Source organism: Streptomyces sp. NPDC107765, assembly GCF_055657085.1.
This window is the reverse complement of the sequence record NZ_JBVKBL010000003.1, coordinates 163,836-185,555: the sequence shown is the minus strand read 5'-3', so window position 1 is coordinate 185,555 and position 21,720 is coordinate 163,836. Positions and strand designations below refer to the sequence as shown.

21 protein-coding genes and 1 tRNA gene are annotated in these 21,720 nt (G+C 71.5%); 4 read left to right on the top strand and 18 right to left on the bottom strand.

The window, feature by feature from the left end; all coding sequences use genetic code 11:
- Positions 1-66: 66 nt before the first annotated feature.
- The 5 genes from ACZ7MX_RS09480 to ACZ7MX_RS09460 all read right to left on the bottom strand — a co-directional run bounded on the left by ACZ7MX_RS09480 (position 67) and on the right by ACZ7MX_RS09460 (position 4,695).
- Positions 67-702, bottom strand: a complete 636-nt coding sequence (locus ACZ7MX_RS09480; RefSeq protein WP_472130902.1) for a GNAT family N-acetyltransferase — start codon at positions 700-702, stop codon at positions 67-69.
- Between the two features lie 184 nt (positions 703-886).
- On the bottom strand, positions 887-1,744 hold the full coding sequence (locus ACZ7MX_RS09475) for a MetQ/NlpA family ABC transporter substrate-binding protein (RefSeq protein ID WP_472130900.1): 858 nt from the start codon (positions 1,742-1,744) through the stop codon (positions 887-889).
- A gap of 105 nt (positions 1,745-1,849) precedes the next feature.
- A complete protein-coding gene (locus ACZ7MX_RS09470; RefSeq protein ID WP_472130899.1) occupies positions 1,850-2,587 on the bottom strand; it encodes a methionine ABC transporter permease in 738 nt (245 codons plus the stop codon).
- Positions 2,584-3,675 (bottom strand): methionine ABC transporter ATP-binding protein, encoded by a 1,092-nt coding sequence (locus tag ACZ7MX_RS09465; protein WP_472130897.1) that lies wholly within the window; start codon positions 3,673-3,675, stop codon positions 2,584-2,586. Before ACZ7MX_RS09465 ends, ACZ7MX_RS09470 begins: the two co-directional genes overlap by 4 nt.
- 372 nt (positions 3,676-4,047) lie before the next feature.
- Positions 4,048-4,695, bottom strand: a complete 648-nt coding sequence (locus ACZ7MX_RS09460; RefSeq protein ID WP_472130895.1) for an HAD-IA family hydrolase — start codon at positions 4,693-4,695, stop codon at positions 4,048-4,050.
- A 69-nt stretch (positions 4,696-4,764) separates the two neighbouring features.
- Here ACZ7MX_RS09460 and ACZ7MX_RS09455 point away from each other — a divergent pair, with 69 nt between their 5' ends.
- Positions 4,765-5,124, top strand: coding sequence for a hypothetical protein (locus ACZ7MX_RS09455; protein ID WP_472130893.1), 360 nt, complete (start codon positions 4,765-4,767; stop codon positions 5,122-5,124).
- 1 nt (position 5,125) lies between these two features.
- Positions 5,126-5,584: a hypothetical protein gene (locus tag ACZ7MX_RS09450; RefSeq protein WP_472130891.1), complete on the top strand. Its 459-nt coding sequence runs from the start codon at positions 5,126-5,128 to the stop codon at positions 5,582-5,584.
- Positions 5,585-5,687: 103 nt separating this feature from the next.
- Here the strand turns inward: ACZ7MX_RS09450 and ACZ7MX_RS09445 are convergent, their stop codons facing one another.
- Positions 5,688-6,191 carry a GNAT family N-acetyltransferase gene (locus ACZ7MX_RS09445; RefSeq protein WP_472130888.1) on the bottom strand — a complete coding sequence of 168 codons (504 nt, stop codon included), beginning with the start codon at positions 6,189-6,191 and terminating at the stop codon, positions 5,688-5,690.
- Positions 6,192-6,448: 257 nt separating this feature from the next.
- Positions 6,449-7,585, bottom strand: coding sequence for a glycerophosphodiester phosphodiesterase (locus ACZ7MX_RS09440; RefSeq protein WP_472130887.1), 1,137 nt, complete (start codon positions 7,583-7,585; stop codon positions 6,449-6,451).
- Positions 7,586-7,942: 357 nt separating this feature from the next.
- On the opposite strand from ACZ7MX_RS09440, the gene ACZ7MX_RS09435 reads away from it, so the two are divergent.
- A complete protein-coding gene (locus tag ACZ7MX_RS09435) occupies positions 7,943-8,614 on the top strand; it encodes a lysophospholipid acyltransferase family protein (RefSeq protein ID WP_261952507.1) in 672 nt (223 codons plus the stop codon).
- Positions 8,615-8,677: 63 nt separating this feature from the next.
- On the opposite strand, the gene ACZ7MX_RS09430 is transcribed toward ACZ7MX_RS09435, so the two are convergent.
- From ACZ7MX_RS09430 to ACZ7MX_RS09405, 6 genes are all read right to left on the bottom strand, one after another.
- A complete protein-coding gene (locus tag ACZ7MX_RS09430) occupies positions 8,678-10,645 on the bottom strand; it encodes a bifunctional metallophosphatase/5'-nucleotidase (RefSeq protein ID WP_472130885.1) in 1,968 nt (655 codons plus the stop codon).
- A 229-nt stretch (positions 10,646-10,874) separates the two neighbouring features.
- Positions 10,875-12,422, bottom strand: coding sequence for an MFS transporter (locus tag ACZ7MX_RS09425; RefSeq protein WP_472130883.1), 1,548 nt, complete (start codon positions 12,420-12,422; stop codon positions 10,875-10,877).
- Positions 12,419-12,970 (bottom strand): TetR/AcrR family transcriptional regulator, encoded by a 552-nt coding sequence (locus ACZ7MX_RS09420; protein ID WP_201802514.1) that lies wholly within the window; start codon positions 12,968-12,970, stop codon positions 12,419-12,421. The genes ACZ7MX_RS09425 and ACZ7MX_RS09420 overlap by 4 nt, the downstream gene beginning before the upstream one ends.
- 121 nt (positions 12,971-13,091) lie before the next feature.
- Positions 13,092-14,525: an argininosuccinate lyase gene (gene argH / locus ACZ7MX_RS09415; RefSeq protein ID WP_472130881.1), complete on the bottom strand. Its 1,434-nt coding sequence runs from the start codon at positions 14,523-14,525 to the stop codon at positions 13,092-13,094.
- A 117-nt stretch (positions 14,526-14,642) separates the two neighbouring features.
- Complete coding sequence (locus ACZ7MX_RS09410) at positions 14,643-15,839, bottom strand: argininosuccinate synthase (RefSeq protein ID WP_472130879.1); 1,197 nt, start codon at positions 15,837-15,839, stop codon at positions 14,643-14,645.
- A gap of 139 nt (positions 15,840-15,978) precedes the next feature.
- Complete coding sequence (locus ACZ7MX_RS09405) at positions 15,979-16,350, bottom strand: DUF488 domain-containing protein (protein ID WP_472131361.1); 372 nt, start codon at positions 16,348-16,350, stop codon at positions 15,979-15,981.
- A 152-nt stretch (positions 16,351-16,502) separates the two neighbouring features.
- Between ACZ7MX_RS09405 and ACZ7MX_RS09400 the strand changes: the two genes are divergently transcribed.
- Positions 16,503-16,576: transfer RNA gene (locus tag ACZ7MX_RS09400), tRNA-Pro, on the top strand.
- A 253-nt stretch (positions 16,577-16,829) separates the two neighbouring features.
- On the opposite strand, the gene ACZ7MX_RS09395 is transcribed toward ACZ7MX_RS09400, so the two are convergent.
- Genes ACZ7MX_RS09395 through argC form a run of 5 tightly spaced genes read right to left on the bottom strand, consistent with a single transcriptional unit; the run spans position 16,830 to position 21,715 of the window.
- Positions 16,830-17,369: an arginine repressor gene (locus ACZ7MX_RS09395; RefSeq protein WP_030413081.1), complete on the bottom strand. Its 540-nt coding sequence runs from the start codon at positions 17,367-17,369 to the stop codon at positions 16,830-16,832.
- An 8-nt stretch (positions 17,370-17,377) separates the two neighbouring features.
- Positions 17,378-18,616, bottom strand: a complete 1,239-nt coding sequence (locus ACZ7MX_RS09390) for an acetylornithine transaminase (protein WP_472130877.1) — start codon at positions 18,614-18,616, stop codon at positions 17,378-17,380.
- Complete coding sequence (argB, locus tag ACZ7MX_RS09385) at positions 18,613-19,542, bottom strand: acetylglutamate kinase (RefSeq protein WP_472130875.1); 930 nt, start codon at positions 19,540-19,542, stop codon at positions 18,613-18,615. The genes ACZ7MX_RS09390 and argB overlap by 4 nt, the downstream gene beginning before the upstream one ends.
- Entirely contained in the window at positions 19,539-20,690 is a 1,152-nt protein-coding gene (gene argJ, locus ACZ7MX_RS09380; RefSeq protein WP_472130873.1) for a bifunctional glutamate N-acetyltransferase/amino-acid acetyltransferase ArgJ, read from the bottom strand. The genes argB and argJ overlap by 4 nt, the downstream gene beginning before the upstream one ends.
- A complete protein-coding gene (argC, locus tag ACZ7MX_RS09375) occupies positions 20,687-21,715 on the bottom strand; it encodes an N-acetyl-gamma-glutamyl-phosphate reductase (RefSeq protein WP_472130871.1) in 1,029 nt (342 codons plus the stop codon). The genes argJ and argC overlap by 4 nt, the downstream gene beginning before the upstream one ends.
- Positions 21,716-21,720 lie beyond the last annotated feature (5 nt).

Here is a 21,720-nt window from a genome sequence, read left to right as displayed (position 1 = left end):
TGGTCGCGCGGGTGCGCGGCAGGCCGAGGGTACCCCGAGAGGTACGGACCTGGGCGCGGGCGTGGGTCAGTTCCACTCGGGGTAGGTGAATCCGTTCGCGTCGGCCATCCGGCCGGGGACCCCGTCGAGGTCCTCGGGCAGCAGGCTCCAGACGATCTGATCCGTGCGGATGTCGGCCCAGCCGCCGTCCTCCGTACGGCTGCGGGCTATGCAGGCGTTGCGCAGCACGCCCTCGCTGATGCAGCCGATCTTCTGGGCGACCTGCTGGGAGGCGGTGTTGCCGGCGGCGGTGCGCAGTTCGAGGCGTTCGAACTGCTGGTCGTGGAAGAGCCACTGTGCGGTGGCGAGCGCCGCCTCGGAGGCGTAGCCCTCACCGCGGGCCCAGGAGGCGACGATGTACGAGAGCTCGGTGGCCCGCAGCCGCCAGTTGGTGTTGCCCAGCTGTACGACGCCGACCAGCCGCTGGGTGAGGAATTCGGTGACGGCGAAGTCGATGCCGCGTCCGGCGGCGCGTTCGGCGGGCGCGTACTCGGTGGCCCAGGTACGGGCGGCGGCCTCGGTGTAGGGCTGCGGTACGGCGGTCCAGGCGGCGACCAGTTCGTCGTTCATCATCGCGGCGAGGGCGGGGATGTCGGCCTCTTCGAAGGGGCGCAGCACCAGCCGGTCCGTGCTGAGGGAGATGTCCGGAAAGGTGGATGTCATGCCGCTGCTCCAACGCCGTTGACCGTGGGTGCTCCGGGACGTCGCGGGATGGTTCACCACGAGGTCACGGGCCGTCTGACCGTCTTGAATGCACCAGCATGCAGCATGGGCGGGTGGGTGTGCCACGCGCCCGGGCCCCGGCCGCGCGGGGTGCGCTGCCGGGGCCCGGTGGTGGCTTGGGGGGTCAGGCCTTGGCGGGACCGAAGGCGGGGATGACCGAGCCGTCCGTGTACTTGTCCTCGATGAACTTCTTGACCTCGGGGGAGTTCAGGAGCTTGGCCAGCTTCTTGATCCGCGGGTCGTTCTCGTTGCCCTTCTTGACGGCGAGGAAGTTGGCGTAGGGGTTGTCCTTGGCCTTCTCCAGCGCGAGGGCGTCCTTGGAGGGCTTGAGGTGGGCGCCGATGGCGAAGTTGCCGTTGATGATGGCGGCGTCGACGTCGTCGATGCGCGGCGCGGTCTGCGCGGCCTCCAGCTCGGTGATCTTGATGCCCTTGTCGTCCTTGACGTCGGTGAGCTTGGCGTCGGCGCCGACGCCGGGCTTGAGGGTGATCACGCCGTTGTCGGCGAGCAGCTTGAGCGCGCGGCCCTCGTTGGACGGGTCGTTGGGGACCGAGACGGTCGAGCCGGACTTGAGGTCCGAGAGCTTGTGGATCTTCTTGGAGTACAGGCCGAGGGGCTCGATGAGCACGTTCTGGACCGGCACGATGTGGGTGCCGTTCTCCTTGTTGAAGGTGTCCAGGAAGGGCTTGTGCTGGAAGAAGTTGGCGTCGACCTGGCCGTCGTCGGTGACCTTGTTGGGGATCTTGTAGTCGTTGAACGGCTTGACGACGAGCTTGAGGCCCTCCTTGGCCGCCAGCTTCTTCGCGACGAAGTCGAGGATGGTGGCGTGCGGGGTGGGGCTCGCGGCGACGACGAGGGGGGCGTTCTTGTCGCTCTTGTCGCTGCTGGCGGTGGTGTCGGAGGGTGCGGAGCAGGCGCTCGCGCCCAGGGCGACGGCGGAGGCGGCGGCGACGGCCACGGTGATCTTGACGGTGTTACGCACGAAGAGTGCCTCTTTCTTGTTGCCACACGGGGTGTCCGTGTGCTGTCCGCCCGGCAAAGGGTCCGGGCTCTTGGGTGGTGCGGGTGACGCGGGTGGCTTATGGGGTCAGGCGGCCTCGGTGACGGCCGCCGGCTCCTCGATGCGGGCGCGGCGCAGGCCGACGCGTACGGATGAGGAGGGTCGGGTGCCGCGGCCGGCGAGCCGGCGGACGATCAGGTCACCGAGCAGCTGGATGACGGTGACGATGACGATCAGCTCGACGACGGTGATGACCATCAGCCTGGTCTCGTACTGCAGGTAGCCGTAGTTGTAGGCGAGGGAGCCCAGTCCGCCGCCGCCGACCGCACCGGCGATCGCGGAGTAGCCGATCAGCGTGATGACGGTGGTGGTGACGGCCGCGACCAGCGCGGGCAGGGCCTGCGGCAGCAGCACCTTGAAGATGATGGTCCAGGTGCCGCCGCCCATGGCGTGGGCGGCCTCCACCAGGCCGTGGTCGACCTCGCGCAGCGCGGCCTCGACGAGGCGGGCGAAGAACGGGATCGCGGCGATGGCGAGCGGGACGACCGCGCCGGTGGGGCCGATGGAGGTGCCGACGACGAGCCGGGTGAAGGGCAGCAGCACGACGATCAAGATCAGGAACGGGAAGGACCGTCCGATGTTCACGATCGCGCCGAGGACCTTGTTCACCACGACGTTCTGCAGCAGGGCGCCGCGGTCGGTCAGATGCAGCAGGACACCGACGGGGATGCCGACCAGGACCGCGTAGAACGTCGACCACCACACCATGAAGAGGGTGTCGAGGGTCGCGTCGTACAGCAGCGGCTGCATCTCGGTCCAGCTCACTTGGCACCTTCCTTCAGGAGCGGGGCGGCGGCCGGCGCCGGGACGGCCGCGGCGGCGGTGGCGGGGGCGGTGTCGGCCACGTCAGCGACGTCAGCCACGTCAACCTGAAGGCCCTGCTCGCGCAGGAAGCCGATGGGGACGACGTTCTCCTCGAAGCGGCCGGGCAGCTCGATCCGCATCCGGCCGATCTGCTTGCCGCCGACGGTGTCCATGGCGGCGCCGAGGATCGAGATGTCGACGTTGTAGGTGCGCGCCAGCTCGGAGATCACCGGGCGGGTGGCGGCCGAGCCGTGGAAGGTGATGTCGACGACGGTGCGGTCGTCGGCCGAGGGCTCGCCGCCGACCGGGAAGAGCTCGCGGGCGAGTTCGGAGCCGGGGGTGGCGAGCAGTTCGGCGACGGTGCCCTGCTCGACGACGCGGCCGTTCTTCATCAGGGCGGCCGAGTCGCAGATGGTCTTGACGACGTCCATCTCGTGCGTGATGAGGACGACGGTCAGGCCGAGCTGGCGGTTGAGGTCGCGCAGCAGGGTCAGGATGGAGCGGGTGGTCTCCGGGTCGAGGGCGCTGGTGGCCTCGTCGGAGAGCAGCACCTTGGGGTCACCGGCCAGGGCGCGGGCGATGCCGACGCGCTGCTTCTGGCCGCCGGAGAGCTGGGCGGGGTACGCCGCGGCCTTGTCGGCGAGGCCGACCAGGTCCAGCAGTTCCAGGGCCTTGCGGGAGCGTTCGCGGCGGTCGACCTTGAGGATCTCCAGCGGCAGTTCGACGTTGTCCTGGACGGTGCGCGAGGACAGCAGGTTGAAGTGCTGGAAGACCATGCCGATGTGGCTGCGGGCGGCGCGCAGCGCTGCGCCTGCGCGCTGGCCCCGCCCGGCGAGGGCGGTCAGGTCCTGGCCGGCGACGGTGACCGTGCCGGAGGTGGGGCGCTCCAGGAGGTTGAGGCAGCGGATGAGGGTGGACTTGCCGGCGCCGCTCTGGCCGATGACACCGTACACCTCGCCCTCGCGGACGTGCAGGTCGACGCCGTCCAGGGCGGTGACGTCGCGGTCTCCTGAACGGTAGACCTTGGTCAGGCCCGTTGTGGTGATCACAGGGAATTCCGTCACTGTCGAGTGCTCGGCGGGGTCGCCGCCGGCACGGGGCATTCTTGCGAGTGCGGCAGGGGGGAACGGGAGCGGCGGCGGGCGCGGGGCCCGGCTCCTGGTTCCGGTGACGCGGGGCGGCCGTCGCGGTCGGGGACCGGTGCACGGCATGGGGTCTCGCTTCGGGGCGCGAGGCTCAGGCGGGGGCCCTCAGCGGTCACACATTCGACACATGCAACGAGCACCGGGCGTCAGGTACGCCTCGGTCGCAGGGGTGCGGTTGCTCGTCGTGGTCATGGCGGCAAGTAAACCAGACGGCTGTGCGGGCCGATCAAACGTGTCCGTATTGCGGACAGGACTGACCGGCCCGTGGACAGCGCCTCATCCGGCCAGGCTGATCTCCACCGCCCCGTCCGTGGCCTGCGCGGATACCGCCGACAGGTCGGGGACGACGAGGTCGGCGGAGAGCTCGGCGGCCGGGTGGGTTGTGGTCAACGCCACGGTCGTCATGCCGGCCGCGCGGCCGGCCGCCAGCCCGGCCGGGGCGTCCTCGAAGACGACGCAGCGGGCCGGGTCCACGCCGAGCCGGCGGGCGGCCAGCAGGAACGGCTCCGGGTCGGGCTTGCCGCGGGTGATGTCGTCGGCGGCTATCAGCTTCTTCGGCCGGATGCCGACCTCACCGAGGCGGGCCTCGGCCAGCCGCCGGGTGGCGGAGGTGACCACCGCCCACCGCTCGGGAGGCAGGCCCGCGAGGAGGGCGCGGGTGCCGGGCAGCAGGGTCACTCCCCCGGCGACGTCCTCGACCTCCAGCTGTTCGATCCGCGCCAGCGCACCGGGCACCTTCCCGGCCGGGAGCAGATCGGCGGCGATCTCGGCGGCCGGACGGCCGTGCAGCTCGACCCGGGCGAATTCCTCGGGGGCGATGCCGTACTCCTTTGCCCAGCGGGTCCAGCAGCGGTGGACGGAGTCGAGGGAGGAGATCAGGGTGCCGTCGTTGTCGAAGAGGAGTGCGTCCGCGTGGATCTTCATGGGGACCGAGCGTATGTGCGGTCCGGGGGCGGGCGCATCGGGTCTTTTGGCCCGTAATAGGGTCTCGGCATGCTTGATGCCCTGACGATCGCGACCGGTGTGGCCGCGCTCGCGCTCGCCGCCTGGTGCGGTTTCGCCGCCTACCGGGACCAGCGGACCATGGACTGGCATTTCCTCGGCATGGCCGTGGTGACGCTGCTCGCCGTGGTGCAGCTGGTCGTCGGCATCGTCCAGCTGGCGCGCGGCGAGAAGCCCGCACAGGGCACGGCGATCTTCGTGGCGTATCTGCTCGGCGCGTTCGCCTGTGTGCCCGCCGCGGGCTTCATGTCCCTTGCGGAGCGCAGTCGTTGGGGCTCGCTGACGGTCTCCGCCGGCGGCGTGGTGCTGGCCGTGCTCGAAGTGCGGCTGTTCGACATCTGGGGAGGCTGACATGACGGCGACCGGTGAGACCGACGTGGCGGCGACCGAGCGCACCGCCGAGGAGGGTGCGCCGGGCACCCGCCGGAAGCTGATCACCGGCCCGGGGATCCTGCTGGTCTGGCTGTACGGCGTGATGGTCGTCGGCGCCGTGTCGCGCTCGGTCTTCCAGATCGCCACGGACTTCGACCGGGCCCCGCTGGCGTACTCGCTCTCCGCGCTCGCCGGGGTGGTCTACGGCTTCATCACCTACTCGCTGGTCCGCGGCGGCGACCGGGCCCGCCGGGCGGCGCTGGTGTGCTGTGCGGCGGAGCTGGTCGGCGTGCTGACCGTGGGCACCTGGACGCTGGTGGCGCCGTCGGCGTTCCCCGACGCCACGGTCTGGTCGGACTACGGCATGGGCTACCTCTTCATCCCGGTCCTGCTGCCGGTCACCGGGATGCTGTGGCTGCGCCGGGCGCGCACGGCGTAACGGCCGCCCCGGGGCACGTGCGGCACCTCGCCGGTGGACGGGCCCGCCCTTGCGCGGGCCCGTTCCCCTGCCGCGACGTCCGCGACGCGCGAGGTGCGAGCCGCTACGCCTGGGCCACGAACTCCTCGGCGACGGCCTCCTTCTCCAGCGTGACCAGGCTCAGCCGCCGGCTGCGCTCCTCGGTGCCCACGGGCGCGTAGCCGTGGCTGCGGTACAGCCGCAGATTGCCCTCGCTGCGGTGGCCGGTGAAGAGGCGGAAACGGGTGGCCGAGCGCTCCTCGGCCAGCCGCTGCTCGACCGCGGCCAGCAGCCGGCCGCCGAGGCCGTGCCGCTGGAGCCGGGGGTGCACGATGAGCTTGGCTATCGCCGCGGTGCCCGAGGCGTCGACGGTGCCGCGCACGGATCCGACCACCTCGTCGCCGAGCCGGGCCACCAGCACGCAGCCCTCGCTCAGTTCGGCGCGCAGCGCGGCCAGCGTCTGGGTGAGCGGCTCGATGCCGTAGTCGTCGTACAGCGCGGCCTCGGACTGGTAACAGAGGTACTGCAGTTTGAGGATCTGCTCGGCGTCCTCGTCGGTCGCCGCAGAGATGGTCACGCTCGTGCCCATGCGCGTATGCCTCCCCTTATTCGGTTGGCCCGGGCGCGCGAGGGTGAGAGGGGTGTGCGCCCGGACGTGGTGCCCTGACTTCCGGACTCCCCGGAATGTGGCGGCGGCAATCGCCGCCGGGAGCATTCTGCGCAGGCAATTGGGGCAAGCGGAACGGACCGGCACCGAGCTCCTCTGTGACATTCCCAACTCAGATGAGAGTGCGGGAAGACCAGGGGCCCGGTGCCGGTACGCGGCCGGCCGGCCGGGCGGGCCGGTCAGGGGGTCCGGAACTCCGCGGCGGCCAGCAGCGCGGTGTCGGGGTTGTCGGAGAACAGCCCGTCGATGCCGGTGCCGAGGTACGCCTTGAAGACGCCGAGGGAGTCGCCGTAGGCGTTGGGGTCGGTGCCGCGGCGGAAGTCGGCCGGCAGGAACGTGTTCTCGTTACGGACCGTGTACGGGTGCAGGACCAGCCCCGCCGCGTGCGCGTCCTTGACGACGGAGGTGGGCGTGCCGAGCCTGCCGTCCTTGTCCCGCGGGATGATCACGGTCAGGTCCGGGCCGATGCCCTCGGCGAAGCCGGCGATCCACCCAAGGCCCTCGGGCGTGACCAGGTCGGCGACGGTGCGCGGGTCGCCCGCCTCGGTGAAGTCCCAGGGGCGGTCCTTGAGCGTGCCGAGCAGGACGACCTTGGGGCAGTCGACGAGCTCGCCGAGGCGCCGGATGCTGCTGGGCTCGAAGGACTGCAGGAAGTTCGGGGAGTTGCGGCGGTGCCGGCCGTGCGCGCGCAGGGCCTTGGCGAGGCGCTCCTCCAGGCCGAGGCCGAGCTTGCGGAAGTAGGTGGGGTGCTTGGTCTCGATGTGCAGCCAGACCCGGCGGCCGCGCTTGCGGCCCTCCCGCTCGGCCCACTGGAGGACCTCCTCGAAGGTGGGCACCTGCCACCGGCCGTCGTAGAGGGTGTTGTGCTGCCGGGTGCCCGGTATGCGCTCCTTGGCGCGCAGGGTCTTGAGTTCGGCGAGCGTGAAGTCCTCGGTGAACCAGCCGGTCAGCTGCTGTCCGTCGACGGTCTTGGTGGTCCTGCGGTCGGCGAACTCGGGGTGTGCGGAGACGTCGGTGGTGGCGGTGATGTCGTTCTCGTGCCGGCAGACCAGATGGCCGTCCTTGGTGGGGACGAGGTCCTGCTCGATGACGTCCGCGCCCATGTCGAGGGCGAGTTGGTAGGAGCCGAAGGTGTGCTCGGGGCGGTAGCCGCTGGCGCCGCGGTGGCCGACGATCAGCGGCACGGGAAGCTCCCGGCCCGCCGTGCCGCGCCCGGCGGCGCTCGCCTGCCCGGCCCCGCCGAGCACCGCCGCTCCCGCACCGAGGGCCGCCGCCCCCAGCACCGTCCGCCGTCCCGGCTGCTGCCGCTTCTGCATGCCCACGCTCCTTGTTGTGCGTCGTTTCGTGCGTTCCGGGTGTGCCCGGGCGCTCCGGTGCTTCCCGGTGCTTCAGTGCTTCCGGGTGCTTCCGGGTGCTTTCCGGCGTGCGTCAAGGCGTGTTGCCCGGGTACCCGGAGAACCGGGCCGATCGTAGGCACGGACGGGCCATGCCGGGGAGACGCACGACGACTCCGGGGGGAACATGGTGGTAACACACGTCAACCGTGAGTCAACTGTGCGTATCGACCTCATGAACCCGATGTGCGCGCGGGAATGACCCGCGAGTATCGTCCTGGGCTGCAGAGTTCTGCGCCCGCTTGACGCTGACCAGACAGCCACGACCCGGAGGACCCGTTGTCCCGCATTGTGCTCAAGGCGATTCTCGGATTCGTCATGCGTGTCCTTTACCGCCCGAAGGTCGAGGGTATGGAGCGCATTCCGGCGACCGGCCCGGTGATCCTGGCCGGTAACCACGTGACCTTCATCGACTCGCTGTTCCTGAGCCTGGTGGTCAAGCGGCCGGTGTACTTCATCGGCAAGGACGAGTACGTCACCGGCACCGGCATCAAGGGCCGCCTGATGGCCTGGTTCTTCACCAGCGCCGGCATGATCCCGGTGGACCGGGACGGCGGCCACGGCGGGGTGGCGGCCCTGATGACCGGCCGCCGCATCCTGGAGCAGGGCAAGGCGTTCGGCATCTACCCCGAGGGCACCCGCTCCCCCGACGGCCGCCTCTACCGCGGCCGTACCGGCATCGCCCGGCTCGCCCTGATGACCGGCGCGCCCGTCGTCCCGTTCGCGATGATCGGCACGGACAAGGTGCAGCCCGGCGGCAAGGGCCTGCCGCGGATCGCCCCGGTCACCATCCGCTTCGGTGAGGCGCTGGACTTCTCCCGGTACGACGGGATGGACCGCGACCGCTACGTGCTGCGGGCCGTCACCGACGAGGTGATGAGCGAGGTCATGGAGCTGTCCGGCCAGGAGTACGTCGACATCTACGCCACCAAGGCCAGGGCCGCCGCCTGAGCCGGTGGTCCGACCCGGCCTCACCGGGCCCCGTCCGCAGCTGCGGGCGGGGCCCTTCGTGTGTCAGCAGGGCACCCGGAAGCCGCCGTGGGCGCGCTGGCCCTGGGCGCCGCCGGTCAGCGCGGTGCGCAGCGCCGCCTCGGGGCGCGGCACCACGCTGCCGTCCTGAAGCAGTTGCTGGCGCAGGGTGACGGTGCCGGTGCGGGCGCCGCGCACGCCGGCGTTCTTGACCGCGACCCGGCCCAGCGGGGCGGGCACCAGCCGCTTCCTGGTCCGTACGAAGGCGATGAAGCTCTCGAAGTCGCGGGTGTGCCGGACCGGCGCGGTGAAGCCGGTGAAGGCGCTGAAGCCGTCCTGGTTGATCAGGGTGTAGGAGGGCGCGGCGAGGCGGTAGCTGCGCTTGAGGCCGAGGGGAGTGCCGTCGATGAGGACCTCGGCGGGGTCCACCCGGCGGCCGACCCTGCCGGCGGCGTCGAAGGTGTAGCGGACGTTGGCGGAGACCGCGAGGGGGGAGAAGCCGAGGCCGCCGCCGGGGATCGGCGCCCACTGTTCCTCCAGGGCGTCGTGGATCTGCCGGCCGGTGACGGTGACGGTGACGATCGGGTCGCCGAAGCCGACCGCGTTCCAGGCCTGGGCGAAGGTGACGGTGCCGTCCGACTCCTCGTCCAGGATCAGGTCCCCGGCGATGACCGCCTGGCCGACGCGCGGGGCGACCGCGATGACGGCGAGGTCGGCGGGGGTGTCGGGGTGCTCGGCGGGGTCGGCCGTCGGGCCGGGCGGCTGCCGGCCCGCCCACAGGGCCCAGTCGGCGACGAGGTTGCCCATCGTGGACTCCCCCAGCGCGTTGCGGCGCCGGGTGAAGGAGTCGGTCTGGGTGCCGATCTTGGTGCGGGCCCGCCGGCTGGCGTAGCCGGCCCAGTAGGAGGCGATCGACTTGAGCTCGGGATCGGGCGCCACGTCGCGGGTGTTGGGGTGGTTGACGGAGGTGGTCAGCTCCCGGACGACCGATCCGGTGTCGGGGTCGAGGCGCAGATTGATCTCGTTGATGAGCTGGCCGTAGCAGCCGGCCTCGACGAAGGGGCGGGGCTCGCCGTCGGGGTCGGGCAGCATCATGGTGAAGGCGCAGTGCCAGTGGCCGGTGACGATGGCGTCGATGTCCGGCGAGGCGCGCAGCGCCAGTTCGTAGGCGGGTCCGGAGGGGTTCTTGCCGCTGGAGAAGTCGCTGCCGGCCACCGCGCCGTCGTGCATGCTGAGCACGATCGCGTTGACGCCGCGTGACTTCAGCTCGGCGGCGCAGCGGTTGGCGGTCTCCAGTTCGTCCAGGGTGCGCAGGCCGGGCTGGTAGGAGCCGGGGAAGGACTCGGTGCCGATGGCGGTCAGGTGGATGAAGCCGATCGGCAGCCGGCGGCCGCCGCCGGCGTTCACGTGCACGATGTTGTACGGCGGCAGGACGCGTTCGCCGGTGGCGTTCCACACCATGTTGGCGCTGTAGTACGGGAAGTCCGCACCGCGGAAGCGGCGTCCGGTGGAGTCCTTGAAGTCGTCGTCGCGGCCGGCGGTCGGGAAGGCGTCGCCGTCCTCCATGTGCGAGGTCAGGAAGCGGGCGGATTTGTCGAATTCGTGGTTGCCGGCGGAGGCGAAGTCCAGGCCCATGGCGTTGAGCGCCTCGATGGTGGGCTCGTCGGCGAAGGCGGCCGCGTCGAACTCCCACCCGGAGAAGAGGTCGCCCGGGGCGAAGAACAGGGAGTTGGAGCGGCCGTCGCGCAGCCGCTCCAGGTGGGCGGCCATATAGGCGACGCCGCCCACGGTGTAGCGCTTCCCGCCGGCTCCGGTGATGACGGAGTGGGCGCCCGGGGCGCCCTGAAGATAGCCGTGCAGGTCGGTGATGTTGAGGAGCTGGACGTCGACGTATTCGTCGGCGGTGGCCGCGTCGCGGGCGTGGCCGGTGGCGTAGGCGTTGCTCCCGATGGCGCTCGCGGTGGCCAGGGCCCCCGCGGCGGTGAAGAAGGACCGTCGTCCGATGTCGCGCACTGCGTCACTCTCCTGAGCGGGCCGTCCGTAGGGGGACGACCGGAGAGTCGAACGAGCCGCGCCTGACGGCCGGTCACCAGCGCGCGTACCGGGCGTGAACGGGCGGGGGACTCTCGCCCCCAGGGCGTGTCCTGTGGATCATCGCGGGTGCGGGGCGGGGTGATCCATCAGACACGCCCTGGGGCGGGGGTGCGCCCGCCGTCCGGCGGAGCGTGGGCGTGCGGCGGGGTTACCTGCTGTCGGCGAGTTCCTGGCCGCGGAGCAGGAACCAGGCGGCGACCGCCGCGGCGAGCAGCACGGCGGAGCCGACCGCGGCGGCGGAGTCCACGCCGGCCACGAAGGAGTGCTGAGCCGCCCTCATCAGGGCCGCGCCCTGGTGGGAGGGGAGGTGGACGGCGGTCTCGACGGCGCCGCCGAGCGATTCGCGGGCCGCGCCGACGACGTGCTCGGGGACGCCCTCCGGGGTGGGGAAGCCCCGGTAGATGCTGGTGACGATGGAGCCGAGCAGGGCGATGCCGAGCGCGGCGCCCAGTTCGTAGGCGGTCTCGGAGACCGCGGAGGCGGCGCCGGCCTCCTCCTTGGGCACGCTGGAGAGGATCACGTCGGCGGTGACGGTGAAGGAGAAGCCGGCACCGACGCCGACGACGAAGAGGATGACGCACAGCGCGAGGGTGCCGGTGTCGCCGTGCAGGGTGGTGCAGCCGGCCAGTGCGAGCCCGACGACGGCCAGGCCGCCGGCCACCACGATCCGTACGGACAGCTTGCGGGCGACCCAGCCGGCGGCGAGCCCGGCGCCCACCGCACCGACCGCGGCCGGCAGTTCGACCAGGCCGGCGTTGAGGGGCGAGCGCAGCTGCACCATCTGGAGGAACTGGGAGAGGAAGAAGACCAGGCCGGACAGTCCGAGGATGGTCAGCAGGTCGGCGAGGACGGCCCCCGAGAAGCCCCGGTGGTGGAAGAGCTTCATGTTGAGCAGCGGGGATTCCAGGGTGAGCTGCCGGCGGACGAACACGACCAGGGCGAGGACGCCGAGGACGGCGGTCAGCGCGACGTCCCAGCGGTAGCCGTCCACCGCGACTTCCTTGACGGCATAGACCAGACCGACGATGCCCACCAGGGCCAGCAGCACGCTGGGGAGGTCCCAGGGGCCGGGGTCGGGGTTGCGGGACTCGGGGATCACCTTGGCGCCGACGACGACCAGCAGCAGCATCACCGGCAGGTTGATCAGGAAGACCGAGCCCCACCAGAAGTGGCCCAGCAGGAAGCCGCCGAGGACCGGGCCGACGGCCATGCCGGCCGACGCCATGGCGCCCCAGATGCCGATGGCCAGGCTGCGTTCCCTGGGGTCGTGGAAGAGGTTGCGGATCAGCGCGAGGGTGGCCGGCATCAGGGTGGCGCCGGCGACGCCCTGCAGTGCCCGGGCGGCGATCATCATTTCCGGGCTGGTGGCGTAGGCGGCGAGCACCGACATCGCGCCGAACGCGACCGAGCCCGTCAGCAGCAGCTTCTTGCGGCCGATGCGGTCGCCGAGGCTGCCCATGGAGACCAGCAGGCCGGCGATGACGAAGGAGTAGATGTCGCCGATCCACAGCAGTTGGGTGCCGGACGGGCGGAGGTCCTCGCTGAGGAAGGGGGTGGCGAGGCCGAGGACCGTGGCGTCGACGCCGACCAGCAGGACGGCCAGCACCAGGACGGCCAGCGCGAGCCAGCGTCCCGGGCGGGGCTGGTCGTCCACATGGGCCGAACCGGCCCGGCCTGACGCTATGGTCTCGGTCATTTCTCCATGCTCCGTCGGATGCCACCGAGCAGCAGCTCGGCGATCGAGTGGGTGAGGTCGTTGCGGGCGACCCGTCCTTCGTGGACGGACCAGGCGCCGGCGCCGAGCAGGCCGTAGAACGCCTCGGTGAACCAGGCGGCGCTCAGGTCGAGGCGGAAGTCGCCGTCCTCCTGGCCGCGGCGGAAGAGGGCGGTGATGCGGGCGTCGAGCTCCGCCCAGCCGGCGTTGATCTCGCCGTCCTCGAAGAGCTGGTTCTCGGTGAAGAGGAACCCGAGGACGGCGGCGACCGGTTCGGCCTCCCGGATCAGCCGGCGCAGCGCGGCGGGGGCGTCGCCCTCGTCGAGCCGGGCGGTGTCCATCGCCTGCGCGAACCGGGCGATCCCGTGCTCTTCGAGCGCTCTGATGAGGGCGTCCCGGCCGGCGAAGTGCCGGTGCAGGGTGGCGCGGCTGATGCCGGCGGCGCGGGCGATCTCGTCCATCGACGTCGACGCCCGGCGCGTCAGCAGCGCGGCGGCTTCCTTGAGTACCCGTTCACGATCCACGGCCATGAGACACAGGATAGCCGAATGAGACATTCATGTCTCACACGAGACGTTCCTTCTCTCATGCCGACGGCCCGTATCCGGGGTCTGTTCCGGATACGGGCCGCCAGTACGGGTCCGTCGTCGCCTACCGCGGCTGCTTGGCCGCCGCCCACTCCTGCTGCCGCACCAGGTCGGCGCGCATCTCCGCGAGCTGGACCGCCACCGCCGAGGGCGCGGTGCCGCCGCGGCCGCTGCGCGCGGCGAGCGCGCCGGGCACGTTGAGCACCTCGCGGACCTCGGGGGTCAGATGCGGCGAGATCTTGGCGAACTGCTCGTCGGTGAGCTCGTCCAGCTCGATGCCGTGCGCCTCGCACTCCTTGACGCAACTGCCGGCGACCTCGTGCGCCACCCGGAACGGCACGCCCTGCTTGACCAGCCACTCGGCGATGTCGGTGGCGAGCGAGAACCCGGCCGGTGCCAGCTCCTCCATCCGCTCGCGGTGGACGGTCAGGGTGGCCATCATGCCGGTGAACGCCGGGAGCAGCACCTCCAGTTGGTCGCAGGAGTCGAAGACCGGCTCCTTGTCCTCCTGGAGGTCGCGGTTGTACGCGAGCGGCAGCGCCTTGAGCGTCGCCATCAGGCCGGTCAGGTTGCCGATGAGGCGGCCCGACTTGCCGCGGGCCAGCTCCGCGATGTCCGGGTTCTTCTTCTGCGGCATGATCGACGAGCCGGTGGAGAAGGCGTCGTGGAGGGTGACGAAGGAGAACTCCTTCGTGTTCCAGATGATGATCTCTTCCGCGATCCGGGAGAGGTTCACCCCGATCATCGCGGTGATGAAGGCGAATTCGGCGACGAAGTCGCGGGAGGCGGTGCCGTCGATGGAGTTGCCGGCGCTGCCGTGCTCGAAGCCGAGGTCGCGGGCCACGGCCTCGGGGTCGAGTCCGAGGGACGAGCCGGCCAGCGCGCCCGAGCCGTACGGCGAGACGGCGGTCCGCTCGTCCCACTGCCGCAGCCGCTCGGCGTCCCGGGACAGCGACTGCACGTGCGCCAGTACGTGGTGCGCGAACAGCACCGGCTGGGCGTGCTGCAGATGCGTACGGCCCGGCATCGCCACGTCCGGGTGGGCCTCGGCCAGGCCGATCAGCGCCTCCTGGAGGTCGGCGATCAGGCCGCCGATGATCCGGGCGTGGTCGCGCAGGTACATCCGGAAGAGGGTGGCGACCTGGTCGTTGCGGGACCGGCCGGCCCGCAGCTTGCCGCCCAGGTCCGGGCCGAGCCGCTCCAGCAGCCCGCGCTCCAGGGCGCTGTGCACGTCCTCGTCGGCGACGGTGCCGGTGAACGAGCCGTCGGCGACGTCCGCCTCCAGCCGGTCGAGCCCGGCGAGCATGCGCGCCAGCTCGTCCTCGCTGAGCAGCCCGGCCTGGTGCAGGACCCGGGCGTGCGCCCTCGACCCGGCGATGTCGTACGGCGCGAGGCGCCAGTCGAAGTGGACGGACGCCGACAGCTGGGCCAGGGCCTCGGCGGGACCGTCGGCGAACCGGCCGCCCCAGAGCCGGACGTCACCGCTGTTGCTGCTCAACTCTGCTCCTCGCAAGGGATGGGATGTGCGGCCGCCTCCCCACCGCTGGGCGGGGAGGCGGCCGTGGTACGAACTGTCGCCGGGCCAACGAGCCGGGCCCGGCCGGGTCGCGTCGGGCTAGGCCCGCAGTTGACGTTGTGCCGCGATCTTGCTCGACATGCCGAAGATCTCGATGAAGCCCTTCGAGAGCGACTGGTCGAAGGTGTCGCCGGTGTCGTACGTCGCCAGGTTGAAGTCGTACAGCGACCGGTCGGACCTCCGGCCGGTGACCACGGCGCGGCCGCCGTGCAGCGTCATCCGGATCTCACCGGACACGTGCTGGTTGGCCTCGTCGATGAAGCCGTCCAGCGCCCGCTTGAGCGGTGAGAACCACAGGCCGTCGTAGACCAGCTCGCCCCAGCGCTGCTCGACCTGGCGCTTGTAGCGGGCGAGTTCGCGCTCGACGGTGACGTTCTCCAGCTCCTGGTGGGCGGTGATCAGCGCGATCGCGCCGGGCGCCTCGTACACCTCGCGGGACTTGATGCCGACGAGGCGGTCCTCGACCAGGTCGATCCGGCCGATGCCCTGGGCGCCGGCCCGCTTGTTGAGCTCCTGGACGGCCTGCAGGACGGTGACGGGCCTGCCGTCGAGGGCGACCGGCACGCCCTCGTGGAAGGTGATGACGACCTCGTCCGCCTCGCGCGGGGTGGCGGGGTTCTGGGTGTACTCGTAGACGTCCTCGATGGGCGCGTTCCAGATGTCCTCCAGGAAGCCGGTCTCCACGGCCCGCCCGAAGACGTTCTGGTCGATGGAGTACGGCGACTTCTTGGTGGTGGCGATCGGGAGGTTCTTCTCCTCGCAGAAGGCGATCGCCCTGTCCCGGGTCATGGCGTAGTCACGGACCGGGGCGATGCACTTCAGGTCGGGGGCGAGGGAGGAGATGCCGGTCTCGAAGCGGACCTGGTCGTTGCCCTTGCCGGTGCAGCCGTGGGCGACGGTGGTGGCGCCGTGCTTCTTGGCGGCGGCCACCAGGTGCTTGACGATCGCCGGCCGGGAGAGCGCCGAGACCAGCGGGTACCGGTCCATGTACAGCGCGTTGGCCTTGATCGCCGGGAGGCAGTACTCGTCGGCGAATTCGTCCCTGGCGTCCGCGATCTCGGCCTCGACCGCGCCGCAGGAGAGCGCCCGCTTGCGGATGACGTCCAGGTCCTCGCCGCCCTGACCGACGTCCACGGCGACGGCGATGACCTCGGCGCCCGTCTCCTCGGCGATCCAGCCGATGCAGACGGAGGTGTCCAGGCCGCCCGAGTAGGCGAGTACGACGCGCTCGGTCACGGGTCTCTCCTTACGTGCATTCCTCGATAGGCATAAGTATGCACTCCACCGTATGTTTCGTCAATGGACCGGGAAAATGCCCAGGTCAGCGCCGTCAGGTCAGCGACAGGTCGGACGCATCGACCGCACATCGGTCCCTTCAGAGCCCCTTCTCCAGCACCTCGACCAGCACGGCGACATGACTGAGCGGCACCTCTTTCGTCGCCGTCAGCAGCGTCAGCGGCCCCTCGTCGGCGAGCCCCCGCAGCCGCTCCAGCGCCTCCCCGGCCGCCTCCTCCTGCGCCAGCTCCGCGCGGTACCGCTCGGCGAACCGCTCGAACCGCTCCTCCTCGTGCCCGTACCAGCGCCGCAGCTCCGAGGAGGGCGCCACCTCCTTGCACCACTCCGTCAGCCGGGCGCCCTCCTTGGACAGCCCGCGCGGCCACAGCCGGTCCACCAGCACCCGCGCCCCGTCCGCCTTCTCGGCCGGCTCGTACACCCGCCGCACCCGGATCCCCGCACCGTCGGACATTTCAGCCATATCCCCATCGAAACACGGAAGCCACCGCCCCGCCGCGAGACCGGGAAGCGCCCGTCGGGGACCCCGCTTTGGATTCGCGGCCCGGGACAGGGTATTTTTCTTCTGCACGCCCCGGCCGGATCTCCTCCGGCCGGCCGCAGCACCGGGACGTGGCGCAGCTTGGTAGCGCACTTGACTGGGGGTCAAGGGGTCGCAGGTTCAAATCCTGTCGTCCCGACGGTGCAAAGGGCCCATGGCCCGCTTGGAGGCCCCGCCGCACTTCGGTGCGGCGGGGCCTTCGGCATTCCTGCGCGCGGGGCGGGACACGCTCCGGTCCCGGACTCGGCGGGATCCCTGGCGGCGGCGCGGGATCGGCCACCGTCCGCGCGGGCCGCTACGACGGCACGCCGGTCCCCCGTGGGCCGGCGGGCGGGAAGCGCTGACCCGCGCCCAGCCGTCCCGTGGTCCGGTCGGGACGGCGGTGCAGGGGGTCAGCGGGCCTTCTGGGCCAGGCGGAGCAGGTGGTCGGCGAGGGCCTGGCCGCCGAGCGGGTCGCGGCTGATGAGCATCAGGGTGTCGTCGCCGGCGATGGTGCCGAGGATGTCGTGCAGCTCCGCCTGGTCGATGGCGGAGGCCAGGAACTGGGCGGCGCCGGGCGGGGTGCGCAGGACGACGAGGTTGGCGGACGCCTCGGCGGAGATCAGGAGTTCGCCGGAGAGGCGGCGCATCCGCTCCTCCTTGGCGGACTCGCCCAGCGGGGCGCGCGGCTTGCGGTCGCCGCCCTCGCTGGGCACCGCGTAGATCAGCTCGCCACCGGTGTTGCGGATCTTCACCGCGCCCAGTTCGTCCAGGTCGCGGGAGAGCGTCGCCTGGGTGACGGACAGGCCGTCGTCGGCGAGCAGCTTCGCGAGCTGGCTCTGGGAGCGGACCGGCAGCCGGTTGAGGATGTCCACGATCCGGCGGTGGCGGGCGGTGCGGGTCTGCGGTACGGCCTGGCCGTTGTGCACCTCGTTGTCCTGCGGCTCGCTCATCGGTTTCGTCAGTCTCCGGATCGTTGTTCCCCGTCGGCCCCTTGGCGGACCGTGTTGAGGACGGCGGGGAGCCTCCGCAGGAACGTGTCCGCCTCGTCGTCGGAGACGATCAGCGGCGGGGCGAGCCGGACGACGTCCGGCGCGACCGCGTTCACCAGGAGACCCGCGTCCTGAGCCGCCTGCTGCACACGTGGCGCGAGCGGCTCCGTCAAGACGATACCGAGGAGCAGGCCCGCACCGCGGACCTGGCCGACCATTGGGTCGCCCAGCGCCTCGATCCCGTCCCGCAGCCGCTCGCCGACACGCTTGACGTTCGCGAGCACGCCGTCCGCCTCGATGGTGTCGAGAACGGCGAGGGCACCGGCGCAGACGACCGGGTTGCCGCTGAAGGTCGAGCCGTGCGACCCGGGGGTGAGCAGGGCGGCGGCGGGGCCGAAGGCGAGCGTGGCGCCGATCGGCAGGCCGCCGCCGAGGCCCTTGGCGAGGGTGATGACGTCCGCCTCGACGCCCTGCGCCTGGGATTCCAGCCAGTGGCCGGTCCGGCCGATGCCGGTCTGGATCTCGTCCAGGACCAGCAGGGTGCCGGTGGCGGCGGTGATCTCCCGGGCGGCGCGGAGGTAGCCGGGCGGCGGCACGACCACGCCGTTCTCGCCCTGGATCGGCTCCAGGACGACGAGGGCGGTGTCGGTGGTGACGGCGGCCCGGAGCGCCTCCACGTCCCCGTACGGGACGTGGGTGACGTCTCCGGGGAGCGGGGCGAACGGGGCCTGCTTGGCGGGCTGGCCGGTGAGCGCGAGGGCGCCCATGGTGCGGCCGTGGAAGCCGCCCTCGGTGGCGACCATGTGGGTGCGCCCGGTCAGCCGGCCGATCTTGAAGGCGGCCTCGTTGGCCTCGGCGCCGGAGTTGGAGAAGTAGACCCGGCCGGGGCGTCCGCCGGCCAGCGCGAGCAGCCGCTCGGCGAGTGCCACGGTGGGCTCGGCGACGAAGAAGTTCGAGACGTGGCCGAGGGTGGCGACCTGGTCGGAGACCGCGCGGACCACGGCGGGGTGGGCGTGCCCGAGGGCGTTGACCGCGATTCCGCCGAGAAAGTCGAGGTATTCCTTGCCGTCGGCGTCCCACACCTTGACGCCCTCGCCGCGGACGAGGGGGACGCGCGGGGTGCCGAAGTTGTCCATCATGGCGCCCTGCCAGCGCCGGGTGAGGCCCTCGTTGGTCGCCGGCCCCTGATCGTGTGCCTCCTGGCTCATGACTCCCCCTCGGTTTCCGCGTCCGGCACGACCATCGTGCCGATCCCTTCGTCGGTGAAGATCTCCAGCAGGATCGAGTGCTGGACCCGCCCGTCGATGACCCGGGCGGTGTGCACGCCGTTGCGCACGGCGTGCAGGCAGCCCTGCATCTTCGGGACCATGCCGCTGGCCAGGTCGGGCAGCAGCTTCTCCAGTTGGCCGGCGGTGAGGCGGGAGATCACCTCGTCGCTGTGCGGCCAGTCCTCGTAGAGGCCCTCGACGTCGGTGAGGACCATCAGCGTCTCGGCGCCGAGGGCGGCGGCCAGGGCGGCGGCCGCGGTGTCGGCGTTGACGTTGAAGACACCCGAGGCGCCGGACTGCACGTCGTCCTCGTCGTTGCTGCGGGCGATGGAGGAGATGACCGGGATCCGGCCGTCGTCCAGCAGCGCCTGGACCGCGCCGGGGTCGATGGCGGTGATCTCGCCGACCCGGCCGATGTCCACCCGCTCGCCGTCGATGTCGGCGTAGTGCTTGGTGGCGGTCATCAGATGGGCGTCCTCGCCGGTCATGCCGACGGCGAGCGGGCCGTGCTCGTTGAGCAGCCCGACGAGCTCGCGCTGGACCTGGCCGGCCAGCACCATCCGGACCACGTTCATCGCCTCGGGCGTGGTGACCCGCAGGCCGCCCTTGAACTCCGACGGCAGGCCCAGCAGGTCCAGATGGGCGCTGATCTGCGGGCCGCCGCCGTGCACGACGACGGGGCGCAGTCCGGCGTGCCGGAGGAAGACCACGTCCTGGGCGAAGGCGCGCTTGAGCTCCTCGTCGACCATGGCGTTGCCGCCGAACTTGATGACGACGGTCTTGCCGTGGTGGCGGGTCAGCCAGGGCAGCGCCTCGATGAGCGTGCGGGCCTTGGGCAGCGCGGTGTGCTTGCGGGTGGTGGTCATGAGGAGTACGCGCTGTTCTCGTGGACGTAGTCGGCGGTGAGGTCGTTGGTCCAGATGACCGCGGACTCGGTGCCGGCGGCGAGGTCGGCGGTGATCCGCACCTCCCGGTAGCGCATGTCGACCTGGTCGCGGTCCTCCCCCACCGAACCGTTCTTGCAGACCCAGACGCCGTTGATGGCGACGTTCAGCTGGTCCGGCTCGAAGGCCGCGGTGGTGGTGCCGATGGCGGAGAGCACCCGGCCCCAGTTCGGGTCCTCGCCGTGGATGGCGCACTTGAGGAGGTTGTTGCGGGCGATGGAGCGGCCGACCTCGACGGCGTCCGCCTCGCTCGCCGCGTTGATCACCTCGACCTTGATGTCCTTGCTGGCGCCCTCGGCGTCCCGGATGAGCTGCTGGCCCAGGTCGTCGCAGACGGCCCGTACCGCCTCGGCGAACTCCGCGTACCCGGGCGTGACCCGGGAGGCACCGGAGGCGAGCAGCAGCACGGTGTCGTTGGTGGACATGCAGCCGTCGGAGTCGACCCGGTCGAAGGTGACCTTGGTGGCGTCCCGCAGGGCCCGGTCCAGGACGTCGCCGTCGAGGTCGGCGTCCGTGGTGAGCACGACGAGCATGGTGGCGAGGCCGGGCGCGAGCATGCCGGCGCCCTTGGCCATACCGCCGACGGTCCAGCCGTCGCCCTCGTGGACGGCGGTCTTGTGGACGGTGTCGGTGGTCTTGATGGCGATGGCGGCCTTCTCACCGCCGTGCTCGGAGAGCTGCGCGGCGGCGGTCCCGATGCCCGGGAGCAGCTTGTCCATGGGGAGCAGGACGCCGATCAGCCCGGTGGACGCGACGGCCACCTCGCCCGCGTTCAGGTCGAGGACCTCGGCGACCTTCTCGGCGGTGGCGTGGGTGTCCTGGAAGCCCTTGGGGCCCGTACAGGCGTTGGCGCCGCCGGAGTTGAGGACGACGGCGGAGACCGTGCCGCCCTTGAGGACCTGCTCGGACCACAGGACGGGGGCGGCCTTGACGCGGTTGGAGGTGAAGACGCCCGCGGCGGCCTGGCGGGGCCCGTTGTTGACCACGAGGGCCAGGTCCGGGTTCCCGCTGTCCTTGATCCCGGCGGCGATACCCGCCGCCGTGAATCCCTTGGCTGCCGTCACACTCACGGCGCGACTCCGATCGTCGAGAGCCCCGTCGTCTCGTCGAGACCGAGGGCGATGTTCATGGACTGGACGGCACCGCCGGCGGTGCCCTTGGTGAGGTTGTCGAGGGCGCTGATCACGATGATGCGGCCGGCGGCCTCGTCGTGCGCGACCTGGAGCTGTACGGCGTTGGAACCGTGGACGGCGGCCGTGGCCGGCCACCGGCCCTCGGGCAGCAGGTGGACGAAGGGCTCGTCCGCGAGCGCCTTCTCGTACGCGGCACGGACGGTCTCGGCGGTGACGCCGGGCTTCGCCTTGGCGCTGCACGTGGCGAGGATGCCGCGCGGCATGGGCGCGAGCGTGGGCGTGAAGGAGACCGAGACCCGCTCCCCCGCGACCGCGCTGAGGTTCTGGATCATCTCGGGGGTGTGCCGGTGCCCGCCGCCGACACCGTACGGGGACATGGAGCCCATGACCTCCGAGCCCAGCAGGTGCGGCTTGGGGGCCTTGCCGGCGCCGGAGGTGCCGGAGGCGGCGACGATCACGGCCTCGTTCTCGGCGAGCCCCGCGGCGTACGCCGGGAAGAGGGCCAGCGAGACGGCCGTCGGGTAGCAACCGGGCACCGCGATGCGCTTGGACCCCTCCAACGCCGCGCGGGCACCCGGCAGTTCGGGGAGCCCGTAGGGCCAGGTCCCGGCGTGCTCGCTGCCGTAGAACTTCTGCCAGTCGCCGGCGTCCGCGAGCCGGAAGTCGGCGCCCATGTCGACGACGAGGACGTCCGGGCCGAGCTGCTCGGCGACGGCCGCGGACTGGCCGTGCGGCAGCGCCAGGAAGACCACGTTGTGGCCGGCGAGGACCTCCGGGGTGGTCTCCGCGAGGACCCGGTCGGCCAGCGGGAACAGGTGGGGCTGGAGTGCGCCCAGGCGCTGCCCGGCGTTGGAGTTGGCCGTCAGCGCGCCGATCTCCACGTCCGGGTGGGCGAGCAGCAGGCGCAGGACTTCACCGCCCGCGTATCCGCTCGCACCGGCCACTGCCGCTCGTACCGTCATGGACC

Bases quoted from the DNA above. Each gene is read 5' to 3' on its own strand.
- ACZ7MX_RS09445 (WP_472130888.1), bottom strand. From the start codon at position 6,191: ATGGGCACGAGCGTGACCATCTCTGCGGCGACCGACGAGGACGCCGAG.
- ACZ7MX_RS09395 (WP_030413081.1), bottom strand. From the start codon at position 17,369: ATGAGCGAGCCGCAGGACAACGAGGTGCACAACGGCCAGGCCGTACCG.
- ACZ7MX_RS09425 (WP_472130883.1), bottom strand. From the start codon at position 12,422: ATGACCGAGACCATAGCGTCAGGCCGGGCCGGTTCGGCCCATGTGGAC.
- ACZ7MX_RS09390 (WP_472130877.1), bottom strand. From the start codon at position 18,616: ATGAGCCAGGAGGCACACGATCAGGGGCCGGCGACCAACGAGGGCCTC.
- ACZ7MX_RS09455 (WP_472130893.1), top strand. From the start codon at position 4,765: ATGCTTGATGCCCTGACGATCGCGACCGGTGTGGCCGCGCTCGCGCTC.
- ACZ7MX_RS09480 (WP_472130902.1), bottom strand. From the start codon at position 702: ATGACATCCACCTTTCCGGACATCTCCCTCAGCACGGACCGGCTGGTG.
- ACZ7MX_RS09450 (WP_472130891.1), top strand. From the start codon at position 5,126: ATGACGGCGACCGGTGAGACCGACGTGGCGGCGACCGAGCGCACCGCC.
- ACZ7MX_RS09460 (WP_472130895.1), bottom strand. From the start codon at position 4,695: ATGAAGATCCACGCGGACGCACTCCTCTTCGACAACGACGGCACCCTG.
- argB (WP_472130875.1), bottom strand. From the start codon at position 19,542: ATGACCACCACCCGCAAGCACACCGCGCTGCCCAAGGCCCGCACGCTC.
- ACZ7MX_RS09405 (WP_472131361.1), bottom strand. From the start codon at position 16,350: ATGTCCGACGGTGCGGGGATCCGGGTGCGGCGGGTGTACGAGCCGGCC.
- argC (WP_472130871.1), bottom strand. From the start codon at position 21,715: ATGACGGTACGAGCGGCAGTGGCCGGTGCGAGCGGATACGCGGGCGGT.
- ACZ7MX_RS09440 (WP_472130887.1), bottom strand. From the start codon at position 7,585: ATGCAGAAGCGGCAGCAGCCGGGACGGCGGACGGTGCTGGGGGCGGCG.
- ACZ7MX_RS09420 (WP_201802514.1), bottom strand. From the start codon at position 12,970: ATGGCCGTGGATCGTGAACGGGTACTCAAGGAAGCCGCCGCGCTGCTG.